General features: G+C 59.9%; 12 protein-coding genes. 9 read left to right on the top strand and 3 right to left on the bottom strand.

The genetic code is table 11. The features are described 5' to 3' along the window. Nucleotides 1-66: 66 nt before the first annotated feature. The gene (locus tag Enr8_RS04055; RefSeq protein ID WP_146429317.1) at nt 67-1713 is read left to right on the top strand and encodes a sensor histidine kinase; all 1647 of its coding nucleotides are present in this window, start codon (nt 67-69) and stop codon (nt 1711-1713) included. Between the two features lie 224 nt (nt 1714-1937). Here Enr8_RS04055 and Enr8_RS04050 read toward each other — a convergent pair whose 3' ends face one another. Continuing rightward, nucleotides 1938-2948 carry a YheT family hydrolase gene (locus Enr8_RS04050; protein ID WP_146429316.1) on the bottom strand — a complete coding sequence of 337 codons (1011 nt, stop codon included), beginning with the start codon at nt 2946-2948 and terminating at the stop codon, nt 1938-1940. Continuing rightward, nucleotides 2945-4783, bottom strand: a complete 1839-nt coding sequence (locus Enr8_RS04045; protein WP_146429315.1) for a sigma 54-interacting transcriptional regulator — start codon at nt 4781-4783, stop codon at nt 2945-2947. Before Enr8_RS04045 ends, Enr8_RS04050 begins: the two co-directional genes overlap by 4 nt. A gap of 350 nt (nt 4784-5133) precedes the next feature. On the opposite strand from Enr8_RS04045, the gene Enr8_RS04040 reads away from it, so the two are divergent. From Enr8_RS04040 to Enr8_RS04030, 3 genes are all read left to right on the top strand, one after another. Next, nucleotides 5134-7215 carry a carboxy terminal-processing peptidase gene (locus tag Enr8_RS04040; RefSeq protein ID WP_146429314.1) on the top strand — a complete coding sequence of 694 codons (2082 nt, stop codon included), beginning with the start codon at nt 5134-5136 and terminating at the stop codon, nt 7213-7215. Between the two features lie 182 nt (nt 7216-7397). After that, the gene (locus Enr8_RS04035) at nt 7398-7700 is read left to right on the top strand and encodes an RNA polymerase sigma factor (RefSeq protein WP_186767419.1); all 303 of its coding nucleotides are present in this window, start codon (nt 7398-7400) and stop codon (nt 7698-7700) included. Next, on the top strand, nt 7675-7983 hold the full coding sequence (locus Enr8_RS04030; RefSeq protein ID WP_146429313.1) for a hypothetical protein: 309 nt from the start codon (nt 7675-7677) through the stop codon (nt 7981-7983). The genes Enr8_RS04035 and Enr8_RS04030 overlap by 26 nt, the downstream gene beginning before the upstream one ends. A gap of 450 nt (nt 7984-8433) precedes the next feature. Here Enr8_RS04030 and Enr8_RS04025 read toward each other — a convergent pair whose 3' ends face one another. Then, nucleotides 8434-9285, bottom strand: a complete 852-nt coding sequence (locus Enr8_RS04025) for an Fpg/Nei family DNA glycosylase (protein ID WP_146429312.1) — start codon at nt 9283-9285, stop codon at nt 8434-8436. A gap of 319 nt (nt 9286-9604) precedes the next feature. Here Enr8_RS04025 and trpB point away from each other — a divergent pair, with 319 nt between their 5' ends. The 5 genes from trpB to lpxB all read left to right on the top strand — a co-directional run bounded on the left by trpB (nt 9605) and on the right by lpxB (nt 15525). Further along, a complete protein-coding gene (trpB, locus tag Enr8_RS04020) occupies nt 9605-10831 on the top strand; it encodes a tryptophan synthase subunit beta (RefSeq protein WP_146429967.1) in 1227 nt (408 codons plus the stop codon). Between the two features lie 48 nt (nt 10832-10879). Further along, nucleotides 10880-11683, top strand: coding sequence for a tryptophan synthase subunit alpha (trpA, locus tag Enr8_RS04015; RefSeq protein WP_146429311.1), 804 nt, complete (start codon nt 10880-10882; stop codon nt 11681-11683). A 29-nt stretch (nt 11684-11712) separates the two neighbouring features. After that, complete coding sequence (locus tag Enr8_RS04010; protein ID WP_146429310.1) at nt 11713-13368, top strand: formylmethanofuran dehydrogenase subunit A; 1656 nt, start codon at nt 11713-11715, stop codon at nt 13366-13368. A gap of 153 nt (nt 13369-13521) precedes the next feature. Further along, the gene (locus Enr8_RS04005) at nt 13522-14286 is read left to right on the top strand and encodes a glycosyltransferase family 2 protein (RefSeq protein WP_146429309.1); all 765 of its coding nucleotides are present in this window, start codon (nt 13522-13524) and stop codon (nt 14284-14286) included. Between the two features lie 21 nt (nt 14287-14307). After that, nucleotides 14308-15525, top strand: coding sequence for a lipid-A-disaccharide synthase (lpxB, locus tag Enr8_RS04000; protein ID WP_146429308.1), 1218 nt, complete (start codon nt 14308-14310; stop codon nt 15523-15525). The last annotated feature ends 3 nt before the right edge of the window (nt 15526-15528 follow it).

Raw genomic sequence — 15528 nt, 5'->3', positions numbered from 1 at the left:
TGTGTAGGGCGAGCCTTCACTAGGCGGCGCTCATTGTCCTTCTCAGCGATTTGAACTCCTCCGGCGATGGACTCGCAACTCGAGAAACCTGAAGAATCCCAGATCCCCAGACTGCATCTGGATCGGTACGGCTGGGGCGTCTTCGCCGGCTTCCTCGTCTTGGCGACGATCTCCGCCTGGTTCAGCTGGCGGTATCAAGAGAGCCGCCGCACGATTCTCTTCCTCGAATATTCCCGCTCGCTTGAGCAAGTCGTCCAGCGACAGTTTGACGATATCCGCAGCGCCGCCGATCGGGCGCAAACCTTGTTCGTGTCCAGCCAGGTGGTCGAAAAGGGAGAGTGGGAGATCTTCGTCTCCCGGATGCGGCAGAGCGAGAAATACGCCGTCGTCGATCAGCTCTTTTTCGCCAACCGCGATTCGACCGACGAACAAAGTCCATGGCGCATCGTGCTGACCGAACCTGACGGCGACCTCGCATCGCGGGCCGGATCGCCCATCGAGAAGAACAGCCTCTTGTCCGAAGCGCTCGACGCTTCGACGCAAACCAGCGACTTGACGGTCGATGTGATTCCCCCCGACGTCAAGACGCCGCTGCCAGGTCCGGGATTGATCGCCTGTTTCCCGGTCGCCAGCGCCGCGACCGATGGCGTGACGCATCACGTCGGTTGCGTCGTGGCCTACTCTTCGGAAGCTTCGCTCGAAGAGTCGATCGCCGCCAAGATGCCCAACTATTTCGTGGTTCGCGTCTACGCAGCCAGTCCCCGCTCTCCCAAGCTCGAAATTATCGGCTTGAAATCGTCCGATGGCGACGTCAGCGAGAACTTCAGTCGTCATTCCATCGACAGCGTCGAATTTGACGGATTGCCGATGCAAGTCGAACTGGCGGCGACGCGCAGGTTCGCCTCGGAAGGACTCTACACGATGCCGGCGATCGTCTTCCTGTCGCTGCTGGTCGCAGGCCTCTTTTGCGGCGGCATCAACTCCTACATCATCGACAGTCGCCGCAAGGTTGAATCGCTGCTGAAGCAGGTCGAAATCCGTAACGCCGAGCTGGAACGATTCACCTACACCGTCTCGCACGATCTCAAGAGCCCCTTGATCACGATCCGTGGTTTCGTCGGCGCGCTGCGTGAAGATCTAAGGCGAGGCGACCCGAAGGCGATTCACGAGGACATGGAGTTTATCTCCAACGGTTGCTCGTCCATGAGCAGCTTGCTTGACGATCTGCTCGAGCTCTCGCGCATCGGTCGCGTCGTCAATCCGACCGAGCATTGCACGGTCCCAAGCCTGCTTAACGACGCGATCCGCCGGATCGATTTGACTTCGCCCGACAAGGGAATCGACCTCCGGCTTCAGGGGAACCCGGTCGAACTCGAAGGAGATCGCATCCGTTTGGTCGAGGCTTTCCAGAATCTGCTCGATAACGCCGCCAAGTTTGCCGATCCCCAGCGTCCAGAGATCGTCGTCAGTTGGATTTCCACGGCGACGCAATTGCGGATGACCTTCGCCGACAATGGGCCCGGCGTCCCTCCCGCCTTCCACGAGAAGGTTTTTGGTCTGTTTGAGAAGCTCGACCCCAACTCGGAAGGTACCGGCATCGGCCTGGCGATCGTCCGCCGGATCACCGAACACCACAACGGGCGAATCTACATGGAACCCTCCACCGGCGGCGCTCGGTTCGTCGTCGAGTTGCCCCTGCGGCAGCCGAAGTAAGCCCGATCGCGTTGCATCGTAGCCTGAGGCGCAAACGCCGTCGGAAATAGGAAAGACCGTAGCAGTCCGTTGATTTTCTCGACGGACTGCGTGATCGCACGGATGCGATCCCAAAATAACGACGTAAGTCGTTATTTTGCGAGCCGCGAAGAGCTATGCTCTGAGCCTGGCGAGGTTGGAAAATGCCACGATGGCATTTTTCAACAGGCTGGTAGGGTCAATCGCTAAGATCGTTGCATCAACTCGCCGACCCAGGTCACGACCCGCCAGTCCATCCAACGACGATCGGCGGTGACGTTACGCGGGGCGAGAAACCCGAGGTGCCCGCCGTGACTGGTCACTTCCAACATCACCAGCGGCGAGCGGGGATACTTGGCGAAGATCTCGCGCGGCACGATCGGATCGTCGCCGGCGGTCAGGATGTGGGTCGGCATGGCGATCTGCGAAAGCAGCGGCCCCGCACTCGCTTTCTCGTAATACTCGTTAACGCTGCCGAAGCCTGCCTTGGGCGCCGTGTACTCGGCGTCGAATTCGACAATTCTCCGCGGTCGCCGCAAGAAGCGGAAATTGGCCGCCTCTTCGTCATATTCCTTTTGCAATTCGACCCGGCGAATCAACCGCCGGACAAAATCGCGATCGTACAGCCGATTGAGACCTCGCGACATGTTGGCGCAGCAGTGGGCCAAATCGATCGGGGGCGCAACCGAGAAGATCGAGTCCAAACCGCCGCAAACGCCGGTTCCGACTTCGCCCCCCAGCTTTAGGACGACATTGCCGCCCAAGGAGAAGCCGATCGCCGTGCAGGGTGAACTTGGGCAAAGCGTGTGAATAAACTGAACCGCCGCGGCGGCGTCGTCACTGCAGCCCGCATGAAACGGCTTCTTGGCCAGCTTCATTCCAGCGCCGCAACCGCGCAAATCCATCCGAAAGGTGCGCACGCCCAGATCATTGAGCCGGGCCGCGATCCGCACCAGGTAAGGACTGGTATGGCAACCGCCCAGTCCGTGGATCAAGAGCGCTGTCCGATCTCCGTCCCGCCAACCTTCCGGAGCGTCGTCATGCAAAACGATCTTGTCGCCGTCGGCAAGTTCAACCTGATGCTGTTCGGCGGCGTAGGGAAACGAATGCCCTTTCCAATAGGCGCCGACAATGGTTTGTAGATGCGGTCCGCGCAAAATAGGATGCGGGCGGTATCCGCTGGTAGATAGGTCCCGATCGTCGATCCCACGACTCATCGTTTTAGGCCGTACTCATCCAGTTTTCGGTACAGGGTCGCGCGACTGACGCCCAGCAACTTGATCGTTTCCGAAACGTTGCCCCCGGTGCGTTCCATCGCCTCTTCGATTAGTTTCTTTTCCCAGAAGTCAAAACGCAAGGACTCCGGCTCGCCTAGTCCGGCGTCGCGCAGTCCCAGATCACGCGGCTCAATCATCGCAGCGTCGGCCAAGACAACCGCACTGTCCATCACATTGCGCAATTGTCGAACATTACCAGGCCACTGGTAGCTCGACAATTTTTTCTTGGCCGCGTCAGACAAAACCAGTTCGGGACGCCCATGTTGACGTTTGAAGTGGTTGAGGAAGTGGTTGGCGAGCGTTTCGATATCGTCGCCCCGTTCGCGCAGCGGCGGAATGTAAAGCTCGAAGACGCAGAGCCGGTAGTACAAGTCTTCGCGGAATCGCTTCTCCCGCACGAACTCGGCCAAGTCGCGGTTGGTCGCCGCGATCAGTCTCACGTCGACGCTCACTTCTTTGGTGGCGCCCAGCGGCAAAAAAGGATGCCCTTCCAAAATCCGCAGCAACTTCGCTTGGCCGTCGAGCGTCAGTTCCCCCACTTCGTCCAAAAAGAGCGTCCCACCGTCGGCCTGCTGAAAGAAGCCGACATGATCGGCGTCGGCCCCGGTAAAGGCACCTTTCTTATGGCCGAACAGCTGGCTTTCCATCAGCGACTCTGGCAACGCGGCGCAGTTGACGCTTAGCATCGGACGATCGCTGCGACTCGACGCCTTGTGCAGCGCCCGGGCGACCAGCTCTTTGCCGACCCCGCTTTCGCCGCGGACCAAGACGGCCCCGCCTGCTTTGGCGATGCGGGTAATTCGCTGCTTTAGTTCTTCCATCGGGCGGCTATCGCCGATCAGTTCGTCGAACGCGGCCGATTGTTGCACCAGACGATCGTAGCCGGCCTGCAGCTTGTTCAGCTCCCAGGCTCGCGACAACGCGATCACCAGGATGTTGGCGAGTGAAATCGTAAAGTCGAGGTCGTTCTGCAGAAACCGCTCTTGCTCACGATACAGATGCAGCGTCCCCAGCGTCTTCTTTTTGTCGATCAGCGGTACGCAGATCGCGTCGGCAAAATGCTTCAGCTTTTTCGACTCGTCCTGGTTGGTCTCGTTGGCAATCCAAACCGCATGCCCCTGCTGGCAGACCATCGCCGTCAGCGATTCGCTCAGCTTGAACGCGTCCTCGGTATCCTCTGGCAGTTGCCGTTTCAGCCGCAGCTTGCCATCTTCTGTCAGCCAGTGAAAACCAACGACCGCCGCCTTCGAGTGATCTTTCAGCAGGTCGAGCGCAATTCGCACGATCACGTCCGGGTCGTCGCACCCCAGCAACTTGATGGCAAACTGGTACAGCAAAATCAGCCGCTGCGCCTGCTTGTAGTCCTTCAGCTCGCGCAGGGCGATCAGATTGGTGTCTTGGGGATCGACCGGCAGGTCCCGGACGACCGTCTGGGTCATGTTGGTCGAGTCGGGATCATGCGAAGTGGGGGGTTGGCTGCTGCTGTTGAAATTGAACTCGGTCGCCCCTACGCGTAAGCGTCCACCGTCAAACAGCTTCCCCTCGGAAATCCGCTGGTCGTCCAGATAACAGCCGTTCCGGCTTTCGCAATCTTTGACCCACCAGGCGCCATCTTTTTGAAAAATCGCCGCGTGAACCCGCGAACAGAGGGGGTCGGTCAGGGTGATATGACATTCCAGACCGCGGCCGATCAGGTTCTCGACTTCGGCGTCGAGGGCGAAATTGGTGCCGGGACCGGTGCCCGAAAGTAACTTAAGATAACTGTAATTCGCCATATTGTTCCGCTCGGAGGCGCTTGGCGCCGGGCGTGATCTTTCGCGTTTAAATCGATAGCTTTCCTTATCTTACGTCAAACCTACCCAAAGAAGCCAGCCGCAATAGGGGGAGCGGCGGCCGGTTTTCTTTGGTTCTGAAAAATGAACCGCAAGAAAAACTTGCCGATCGCAACTATCACACGTAAAAATTGAAAACATCTCACCAGTACGGGGTTAAATCAGGCAAACCGCGTCAGCTTGAGTGACGTAGACCCTGTGGATAGGATCGGTTATAACCCCGTCCCAGCCCCACATTTGGCCCTCTTCGCCACTCCAACCACACACATACAGTTTCAACGTAAGGGATTGGCATGCACCCAACGACCGTTATTGGGAAAAGTTGGCGTCGCCCTGGCGCATTTCGCGTCTTGACGTTCGCGTCGTTTCTTCTCTCCTCGATTTTCGTATTTCTGCCGAGTCAATCGTCGGCCCAAATCGCTCCGAAAGTAAGCGAGCGCCGCGTCGCCTTCGCCGTGACGCAGCTGATGAAAAAGGATCACCTGTCGAATCACCCGATCGACGACGAAATGTCGCAGCGGGCCTTCGACCAATTCCTGAAGACCCTGGACCCGCTGAAGCTCTACTTCTATCAGAGCGACGTCGACGAGTTCGCCGCCAATCGGGACAAACTGGACGACATGATCAACGCTGGCGACGTCAGCTTCTCGCGGACCGTGTTTGACCGCTTCCTGAAGCGCGTCAACGAGCGAGTCGCGATGGTCGATCAAGTGTTGGAATCGGACCTCGACTTCGAGAAGAAGGAGATGTTCATCACCGACGCCGACAAGATCGCCTATCCCAAGAACGAACAGGAAGCGTACGACCGTTGGCGCCAACGCGTTAAATTCGACATTCTGTCGGAAAAGGCGGACGGCAAGACTCTGGAAGAATCGCGAGAGAAGATCCATCGCCGCTACAAAAGCTTCGCGCGTCGCATGTCGCAGACCAGCTCGGACGAGCTGCTCGAGATGTTCCTGACGTCGATGACTTCGTCGTTCGACCCGCACACCACCTACATGTCGCCGTCGACGCTGGAGAACTTCAACATCAGCATGCGTCTTCAGCTGGACGGCATTGGCGCCGCTCTGTTGTCGGAAGACGGCATCGTGAAGGTGACCAAGGTCATCCCCGGCGGCGCCGCCGACAAGTACGGCAAGATCCATCCGGAAGACACCATCGTCAGCGTCGGCCAAGGCGCCGATGGCGAAATGATGGATGTCGTCGACATGAAGCTGAATGACGTGGTCGACATGATCCGCGGCAAGGCTGGCACGGTCGTTCGCCTGGGCGTCAAAGCCAAGGGAACCGGCGACACGGTCATCCACAACGTGACCCGCGCTAAGATCGCGCTGAAGGATAGCGAAGCCCGCGGCGAGATCATCGATCACCAGACCGAAGATGGCCGCACGCTGCGTGTCGGCTGGATCGACCTGCCCAGCTTCTATATGGACATGGACGCCGCTCGCCGCGGATTGGGCGACTTCAAGAGCACCACCCGCGACGTTCGCAAACTGCTGGACGACTTCAACGACAAAGACGTTCAAGCGGTCATCCTCGACCTGCGTCGCAATGGCGGCGGTAGCCTGACCGAAGCGATCAACCTGACCGGGTTGTTCATCGATCAAGGCCCGGTCGTGCAGGTCAAAGACTCCAACGGCAACATCCAAGCCTACGACGACACCGATCGCGGCATGGTCTGGAAAGGCCCGTTGGTCGTGCTGACCAGCAAGCTGAGCGCCTCGGCCAGCGAGATTCTGGCTGGCGCCATCCAAGACTACAAGCGCGGCATCATCGTCGGCGACGAAGCGACCCACGGCAAAGGGACCGTGCAAAGCTTGCTCGACCTGGGCAGCCAGCTCTTCCCAGTTCCGAACCCGCCGAACTATGGCGCCCTGAAGATCACGATGCAGCAGTTCTATCGCCCCAACGGCGAAAGCACGCAGCGTCGCGGCGTTGAAGCCGACGTCGTCCTGCCGTGGATCACTACCCACATGGACATCGGCGAAGGCGACCTCGACTATGCGATCGCCTGGGACAAGATTCCGCAAGCTCAGTACACGATCTACAACATGGTCAGCAGCGACTTGCTGACGCAGTTGCAGGCCGACGCCGACGCTCGGGTCAAGGATTCGACCGACTTCCAGAAAGTCGAGAAGAACATCGTCCGCTACGTCGAGCAAAAGAATCGTAAAGCGGTCAACCTGAACGAACAGGAATACCTGGCCGAGCGAAAAGAGCTCGACAAGGAAAAGACCGAGCAGGAACAGTTTGAGGAAGACAACGACAACCCCGAAGAAGTGGTCAAGAAAGACTTCTACTTCGACGAAGTGATCGACGTCACCTCGGACTACGTCAAACTGCTGGAACAAGGTCGCGTCGCCGCCAACAAGTAGTGAGCGACATCGACTGATATACCAAAAGCCCGCGTGATAATCTCGCGGGCTTTTTTCGTGCGCGATGACTTCTTCGACCGCGGTTTCTGGATTTTTCTCTTCCGTTTTCGACATTTCCGCAATTTCTGGGAAATTGACAGGCTTGGCGGCGTCCTATCTATAAACCACGCGGGAGCAACGCCTTGTCGGAAACGCCCAATCAGCAACCCAAGTCTCGCCCGGGGATTTCCCGCGAGATCGGCCAGTTGCTCGATCGGTATACCGAAGCATTGACCCTGTACGCCCGGCAGCTCTGCCCCGATCCCGAAGACGCCGTCCAGTGCGCCTTCGTCAAACTGACCCGCCAAAGCTCGCCGCCGACCAATTGCGCAGCCTGGCTGTACCGGGTCGTACGCAACGAAGCCTTGACGCAAAGCCGCGGCGTTAGCCAAAGAAGGCCGGACTCGCTACCAACGTCCGTTGGGCGAAAGTCTGCCTGCCAGTAAGCCAGGCGACCTGAATTTCGCCGATATGACCGACGGCGCCTCCAATACGCTGGCGGTTATCGAAACGCCCGAGGCCGACGCGGTGATCTGGACTCGCCCCGATGACTTTGAGGTCGACCTCACCTTTCCGATGCAGTCCCTCTTGCCCGGCCCTGGAGACGGAATCAACGTCGCCCAGTACGACGGCAGCGTTCAATACATGGTCCGCGAGCAGCTAACCGACCAGATCCTGAAGGGCCTGCTGACCCATGCCGGCGGAGAGGTCGTCGAGCTGCGCAAGTAAGCAACGCGTACGTCCCAGGGACAGCTCGCGTCGTTTGCACGCAACAAGACGTGGGCAGTTCCTGGAGATTGGTAGTCGGCAGTTCTACCCGAGCGCAGGAGAATTGCATATTCCCTCGCAACTACTTCGTCGGCAGCTTAGCACTGATCATCTTCGTCGTGATTGGCTACCTTTCGGTTCGCGTCTCAACGACCGTACGACATGGCACACTGGACGAAGTGCAACGCATCGAAGTCTTCGCCCCAGCGCCACCCAAGACGCCCAGCACTTGGATCGTGCAACATTCGCCGCATTGGGTGAACGTCTCGGTGATGACGAAGATCGAAAGCCGAGAGCAACTGCTGGAGATCTTCCCCCTACTCCGTTACGAAACCGGTTTGCCCGGCGCCGATACTTTTTGCTCCCAGATTCCCGAAAGACTCCTGGAAACGCCTGAATCGAAAACCGCGTTCAGTGCGACCGATTCCTATTCTGACACCGCTCGCAATAGAACGTCGCCCGCTGCGCTTGCACAATGCGGATCACTTCTTTTTTCCCGCATGTCCGACATAGCTCCCCTTCGCGGCCATACACGCGATGACAGTTTTGGTAACCCCCATCCTTATTCAGCGCGTTGCGGTAGGTTCCATCGCCAAGGGTTGAGCCTTCGTAGCGAATCGCCTCTTGCAGCACGTCGATCATCGCGGTGTGGATCTTCTTCCAGGCAGCAGTTGAGATCGCATCGCATGGCGTTTCGGGATGAACGCCCGCGACATGCAACAATTCAGCCGCGTACAGGTTGCCGACGCCGCAGACCGCTTTCTGATCGAGCAGCGCCACTTTGACCGCCCGGCGGCTTTTCTCGAGGCGGCTGCGTAGCTCTTGCCAGCTGATGGCCAACGCGTCAGGGCCGATCTTGCCGCTTTCGGTGAACTCGGCGATGAATTCCCGTTCAGTGAACAGCCGGACTGATCCGAGCCCGCGACGGTCCCAGAACCACACTTTTTCGACCGCACAATCTTCCAGCGTCATCACCCACCGCAGATGGTCGCGGGTTGGGGGGTCGGCCAATAGCACCAGCCCGGTCATCCGCGGTTCGAGCACGATGCGATCTCCCCCCTCCAGAACGATCACCACCCGTTTGCCGACCCGGTCGATCGCGGTGATCGTCCGCCCGGCCGTGCGGCGACGGAATGCGGCGATCCCCGGTGAGAGCAAGATCGGACGGCGAGCACAGGGGGGTTTGGCGACATCGGCCACTTTGCCGCCGACGATCGAGAGAATCCCGCGGCGCATCGTTTCGACTTCTGGCAGTTCCGGCATGGCGTGGTGGGGGTGGGGAGAAATACAGTACAGGTATTCCTATTCTATGCGGGCGCCGGCGCCACGTCTTCGTGACAATGAATGCGGCCGCTATTCGAGTGACGCCAGCTCGAATTTGACACGTTGGATCTTAGTTTGGGCCGCATTCCCTCGGCTCGCGCCTCGGGTTAGTGTGAGCCGCTAGGCGCCAATGCCACCCGGACACTTACTCCCCTCTACTTGACCCCCCAAAAGCTTCCATTGATACTCGAACCTTGGACGGGCGACTTTGTCCACCTCTGTAAACGCCCCGCTTAACCCCTTTCCCCGCAAAGTGCGAATGAATCCTGCTAGCGAATCTGTCGGCACCGCCTCGGCGAATGTTCCGGACGCCACCGGTCGATATGGCGCCTTCGGCGGACGTTATGTGCCGGAGACGTTGACGCGAGCCCTCGACCAGCTGGCGGTCGAGTACGCCAAAGCGAAAGCCGACCCAGCGTTTCAGGCCGAACTTGACCAGTTGCTGCAAGACTTCGTCGGCCGCCCTTCCCCCTTCTATCACGCCAAGCGCCTTAGCGAAAAATGTGGCGGCGCCCAGATCTGGCTGAAGCGGGAAGATGTGAATCACACCGGCGCCCACAAGATCAACAACACGCTCGGCCAGGCGCTGCTCACCTTGCGGATGGGCAAACAGCGGGTGATCGCCGAAACCGGCGCCGGCCAACATGGCGTAGCGACCGCCACCGCGTGCGCCCACTTTGGCATTCCCTGCGTCGTCTACATGGGGGAAGAAGACATCCGTCGCCAAGCGCCCAACGTCTTCAGCATGAAACTGCTGGGCGCCGAAGTTCGCCCGGTCACGACCGGCTCTCGAACCTTGCGCGACGCGATCAACGAAGCGATGCGCGACTGGATGTCGTCGGTCGATACGACCCACTACATTCTCGGCAGCGTCGTCGGCCCGCATCCGTTCCCGCAGATCGTTCGCGACTTCCAATCGGTGATCGGCAGCGAAGCCCGCGTCCAGTCGTTGGCCCGCTTCGGCCGATTGCCCGATTCGGTCGTCGCTTGCGTTGGCGGCGGCAGCAATGCGGCCGGGATGTTCTATCCGTTCATCGAAGATAAAGAAGTCGAACTGGTCGGCGTCGAGGCAGGCGGCCGCAGCGACGGCGCCGGCGATCACGCTTCGCCGCTCACCTTCGGCAGCCCTGGCGTGTTGCACGGCAGTTACAGCTACGTCATGCAAGACGACGATGGTCAGACCTGCGACGTCCATTCGATCTCGGCGGGTCTCGACTATCCCGGCGTCGGTCCGGAGCACAGCTACTGGAAAGATACCGGTCGCGTTCGCTACACCGACTGCAAAGACAACGCCGCCCTCGACGCGTTTGACGCGTTGGCCAGTTGCGAAGGAATCTTGCCGGCGCTGGAGTCGTCGCACGCCATCGCGGCCGGCATGAAAGTCGCGGCCGAGAAATCGTCGGACCAGATCGTCGTGATTTGCCTTTCGGGACGTGGCGATAAGGACGCCGCCGAAATCGCTCGGCTGAAAGAAGAGCGGAAATAAGCAACGCCTCAACCCTTTGTCCGCTGGTACGGAAAGTTACCCCTACGCATGTCTTCGATCGACCAGGTATTCGCCGACCTTCGCGCCCAAAACCGCAAGGCGTTCATCCCCTTCGTCACCGCCGGCGATCCGTCGCTTGACGTCACTTCCGCTGCGCTGAAGGAACTTTCCAAGCGCGGCGGCAGCGTCTGCGAACTCGGTATTCCGTACAGCGATCCGATCGCCGACGGTCCGGTGATTCAGGCCTCTTACACGCGAGCCCTGCAGCGCAAAATCAAGCTGAGCCAAATCCTGGAGATGGCCGGCAAGACGACGCCGGAAATGTCGGCGCCGCTGGTCACCATGGTCAGCTACGCGATCATCCACCGTCACGGAACCGAGCAGTACATCCAAGACGCCAAAGCGGCCGGCATCGCCGGGGCGATCGTGCCGGACCTGCTGGTCGAAGAGTCAGGCGACTTCGCCAAGATCTGCCAGGCGAACGACTTCAGCCTGATCCAGCTGGTCACGCCGACCACGTCGCGCGAACGGGCGATGCGGATCGCGGAGACTTCAACCGGCTTTATCTATTACGTCTCGGTCGCAGGCATCACCGGCGAACGGACGCAGTTGCCCCCCGACTTGCTCGACAACGTCTCGTGGCTGCGGAGCCAAACCAAGGTGCCGATCTGCATCGGCTTTGGCATTAGCCAGCCCGAGCATGTCCGCACGCTGAAGAAAGTCGCCGACGGCGTGATCGTCGGTTCGGCGATCGTCCGCCGCATGGGCGAAATCGGCGAAAAGAGCGAAGAGCAAGTGATCGACGAAATCGGCGACTATGCCGAAACGCTGATCGAAGCCCTCAACGAGTAATCTGTCTCTAACCGCAGGTCGCCACCGCCGTGTCGTACGTAGCCATCGAAAACGGAACTCTGCACGACCCGGCCAACGACATCGACGGCGAAGTGACGACCCTTTGGTTGCGTGACGGCAAAGTGGTCGCGCCGCCAACCGAGCCGAACCCCGAGATCAGCCGCCGCATTGACGCTCGCGGCTATGTCGTGATGCCGGGTGGGGTCGATCTGCACTGTCACATCGCTGGCCCCAAAGTCAACGCCGGGCGGAAGATGACGCCCGAGTATCGCCGCGATCATCGTATCCCGCGAACCGAACATACCCGTTCCGCGACCGGCGGCTTGGTTCCCAGCACCTTCGGCGCCGGCTACATGTTCGCCGGGCTCGGCTACACCACCGCGATGGACGCGGCGATCCCAGGTCTGCATGCCCGGCACGCCCACGAAGAGTTGGCCGACACGCCGCTGATCGATAAAGGCTTTTACCTGCTGTTCGGCAACAATCACTTCGTGCTCGATCATGTTCGCGAAGGTCGCCGAGCCGAACTGGACGCGTATCTCGGCTGGTCGCTGCACGCCGCCAAGGCGTACGGCATGAAAATCGTCAATCCGGGCGGCGTCGAAAACTGGAAGCAAATCAGCCGCAAGTCGCTGCAGCAACTGGACGAGCCGGTCCCGCACTTTGGCGTTACGCCACGGCAAGTGGTTCGCGAACTGGCGGCGGCGGCCGACCGCCTGAAGTTGCCTCATGCTTTGCACATTCACTGCAACAACCTGGGGATGCCCGGCAACTATCGCACGGCGCTGCATACGATGGAGTCGCTGGAAGGTCACCGGGGACATTTCGCCCATGTGCAGTTTCACAGCTACGGCGGCGACGAAAACGATCCAACCAGCTTCGCCAGCAATGCCGCGGCGCTGATCGACTACGTCAACGCTCATGAGAACATCACGGTCGACGTCGGTCATGTGAACCCAGGACGAACGCTCGGCATGACCGGCGACGCTCCCTTCGCCCAGCACCTGGCCGAAATGACCGGCAACCGCTGGTTTGCGGCTGACTGCGAGCAAGAGAGCAGCTGCGGCGTGATTCCGATGGAGTTCCAACCGCAGAAGGCGATGGTCCATGCGGTGCAGTGGGCGATCGGGCTAGAGTGGTATCTGCGAATCGAAGATCCGTGGCGAGTCTGCATGAGCAGCGACCACCCCAATGGCGGCGCGATCTATCGTTACCCGGAGATCATCCACCTGCTGATGGACGCCGATTTCCGCCGCGAGGCGATTGGCCAGATGCATGATCAGGTCGGCGGCCGCACCACGGTGGCCGATCTCGATCGCCAGTACACGCTGCAAGAGATCGCCATCATCACCCGGGCAGCGCCAGCTCGCACGCTTGGCTTGGCCCACAAAGGACATCTGGGCGTTGGCGCCGATGCCGACATCACCATCTACTCGCCGCAAGACGACATCCGCACGATGTTCGAGCGACCACGGTACGTCCTTCAGGCAGGACGGGTAATCTGCAAAGAAGGGCAAATCATGGCCGACGTCACTGGGCGGACCGTTTACGCCGAGCCCGACTTCGACGCCGAATTTCTCCCCCATATTGAGAGCTGGTTCAACGAACATTACACGATCCGGTTCCGTAATTACGCCATCGCCGCCGAGTCGCTTGCCTCCGGCTCGGCCATCGCTTGCGGCTAACGGCCGCCAGGCATCAGCGCGCGCTGATCATCGGCGCCAGCACTAGAGCGACAATGCGCCCTCGGTGCGCTCAAAATTGCTCTACACCTTCCGAGGCATTTCTGACATACTCCGCGCCGGTCCTCGGTTAGCCAGGAAGGGATATCGCTGCGCATGCCCGAAATTTCGGTCATCATCTCCCAACGCAACTCCGGCGGTGCGTTGGTCGAACAGATGCCGGCTTTGCTCGACCAGCTCGATGCGCTCGACAAAACGTTCGAGATCATCGTGGTGGACGACGCTTCGCGCCCTTCGACGGTCGAAACGATCGAAAACCTATGCCGCCAACTGCCGCCGCTGCGAGCAATTCGGCTGGAACGCCGAGTTGGGCTCTCCGGCGCTATCGTGGCCGGCATTCGCGTGTCGGAAGGAGAAAAGCTGGTCTTTACGACGGCCGGCCTGGAGTATCCTCCCCACCAAATCAAAACACTGCTGGAAGCCCAGTCGCGGGGAGACCTGGTGATTGGACGGCGTCCTTCCAACAATTCGGCTCGCTGGCTAAATCGCATCGCGCGAACGCCGCGGCGGATGCTGTTGGGCATGGACGTCCGCGATCCCGGATCGCAGTTTTGGGCGGCTCGCCGCGAGGCGTTGATTCATACGCCTTTGCCGCGCGGGTCGTACTACTATTTGGCCGCCTTCGTCGCCATGCGCGGTTACCGCGTCGTCGAGGCGCCGATCGAGTACGATGCCCTGGCGGCGCCCGACGAGCCGCTACATGACGGCTGGCCCTCTCCGCTGAACCTGGCTTGCGCCTGGTGGTTGTGCCGGCGTTGGCAAGAGCCGAGCTATGCGGAACTGCAGCGGACCGAGAACCTTTTACCAGAATTACGGGTCGCTTTTTTTGACGACATGCGCGAACCGAAACGCGCAGGCTGAAGCGGATCAGAAGGAAGTACAATGAAGATCTTTTTCAGCGTCGGCGAGCCAAGCGGCGACTTACATGGAGCGAACCTGATTCGCGCCATGCAAGCGCGGCGCGGCGACTTGGAGTTTGTCGGATACGGCGGCCCCAAGATGGCCGACGCAGGCTGCCAATTGCACGCCGATCTGACCAAACTGGCGATCATGTGGTTCCTGCGGGTCTTTTTGAACCTGCATCGCTTCATCGGCTTGATGCTGCAAGCGAATCGCTATTTCCGCGAATCGCGTCCTGACGCCGTCGTGTTGATCGACTATCCCGGCTTCAATTGGTGGATCGCCGCCCGGGCCAAAGCGCATGGCATTCCGGTCTTCTACTATGGCACGCCGCAGCTGTGGGCCTGGGGCGGATGGCGGGTGAAGAAGATGCGCCGCTTCGTCGACCATGTGCTGTGCAAGCTGCCGTTTGAAGAAGCGTGGTACCGCGAGCGCGATTGCAACGCCACCTTCGTCGGACATCCCTACTTCGACCAACTGCGTCAGCACCGCATGCATGACGGCTTTCTGGCCGATCAACGAGAAAAGAAAGGGAAGCTGGTCGCGATCTTGCCCGGCTCACGCTCGCAGGAAGTCGCCGCCAACCTGCCACCCTTTTTGGAAACCGCCAAAAAGATCGCCGAGCAAGTTCCCGACGTCCGCTTCGCCGTCGCCGCCTACAACGAAAACCAGGCCGCCTTCGCGTTCGAGCAGATCATCGCCTCGGGACTCGATATCGAAGTCCAGGTCGATCGCACGCCAGAGCTGATCCAATCGGCCCACTGTTGCCTGGCTTGCAGCGGCAGCGTTTCGCTGGAACTTCTGTACCACGAAAAGCCGACCGTCATTCACTACAAGATCAGCCCGTTCGCCCTGTGGGTGCAAAGCTTCTTCCGCAAGGTGCGGTACATCACGCTGGTCAACATCTTGTCGACCGACAAGCCGTTTTACGACGACGAGTATTACACCTACGATCCCGACGCCCTTGGCGCCGAGCAGGTTCTCTTTCCCGAGTACCTGACCTGCGAAGATCGCACCGGCGATATGGCGACGCGCATCGTCAACTGGCTGCAAGATGATGACGCGCACGCCACCCGAATCCGCCAATTGCACCAGCTACGCGAGAAAGTCGCCGGCGGCGGAGCATCCGTCCGCGGAGCGGACTACATCCTGAATAAGCTTGCCGGCGAGAACGCCGCGGAAACCAAACGTGCGGCGTAGCTT

Source organism: Blastopirellula retiformator (assembly GCF_007859755.1).
Classification (GTDB): Bacteria; Planctomycetota; Planctomycetia; order Pirellulales; family Pirellulaceae; genus Blastopirellula; species Blastopirellula retiformator.
The sequence above is the reverse complement of the archived record's forward strand: the minus strand, read 5'-3'. Positions and strand labels throughout refer to the sequence as shown.

Coding starts and splice junctions, on each gene's coding strand:
- trpB (WP_146429967.1), top strand. CDS start 9,605: ATGAATCCTGCTAGCGAATCTGTCGGCACCGCCTCGGCGAATGTTCCG.
- trpA (WP_146429311.1), top strand. CDS start 10,880: ATGTCTTCGATCGACCAGGTATTCGCCGACCTTCGCGCCCAAAACCGC.
- lpxB (WP_146429308.1), top strand. CDS start 14,308: ATGAAGATCTTTTTCAGCGTCGGCGAGCCAAGCGGCGACTTACATGGA.
- Enr8_RS04040 (WP_146429314.1), top strand. CDS start 5,134: ATGCACCCAACGACCGTTATTGGGAAAAGTTGGCGTCGCCCTGGCGCA.
- Enr8_RS04055 (WP_146429317.1), top strand. CDS start 67: ATGGACTCGCAACTCGAGAAACCTGAAGAATCCCAGATCCCCAGACTG.
- Enr8_RS04045 (WP_146429315.1), bottom strand. CDS start 4,783: ATGGCGAATTACAGTTATCTTAAGTTACTTTCGGGCACCGGTCCCGGC.
- Enr8_RS04025 (WP_146429312.1), bottom strand. CDS start 9,285: ATGCCGGAACTGCCAGAAGTCGAAACGATGCGCCGCGGGATTCTCTCG.
- Enr8_RS04005 (WP_146429309.1), top strand. CDS start 13,522: ATGCCCGAAATTTCGGTCATCATCTCCCAACGCAACTCCGGCGGTGCG.
- Enr8_RS04050 (WP_146429316.1), bottom strand. CDS start 2,948: ATGAGTCGTGGGATCGACGATCGGGACCTATCTACCAGCGGATACCGC.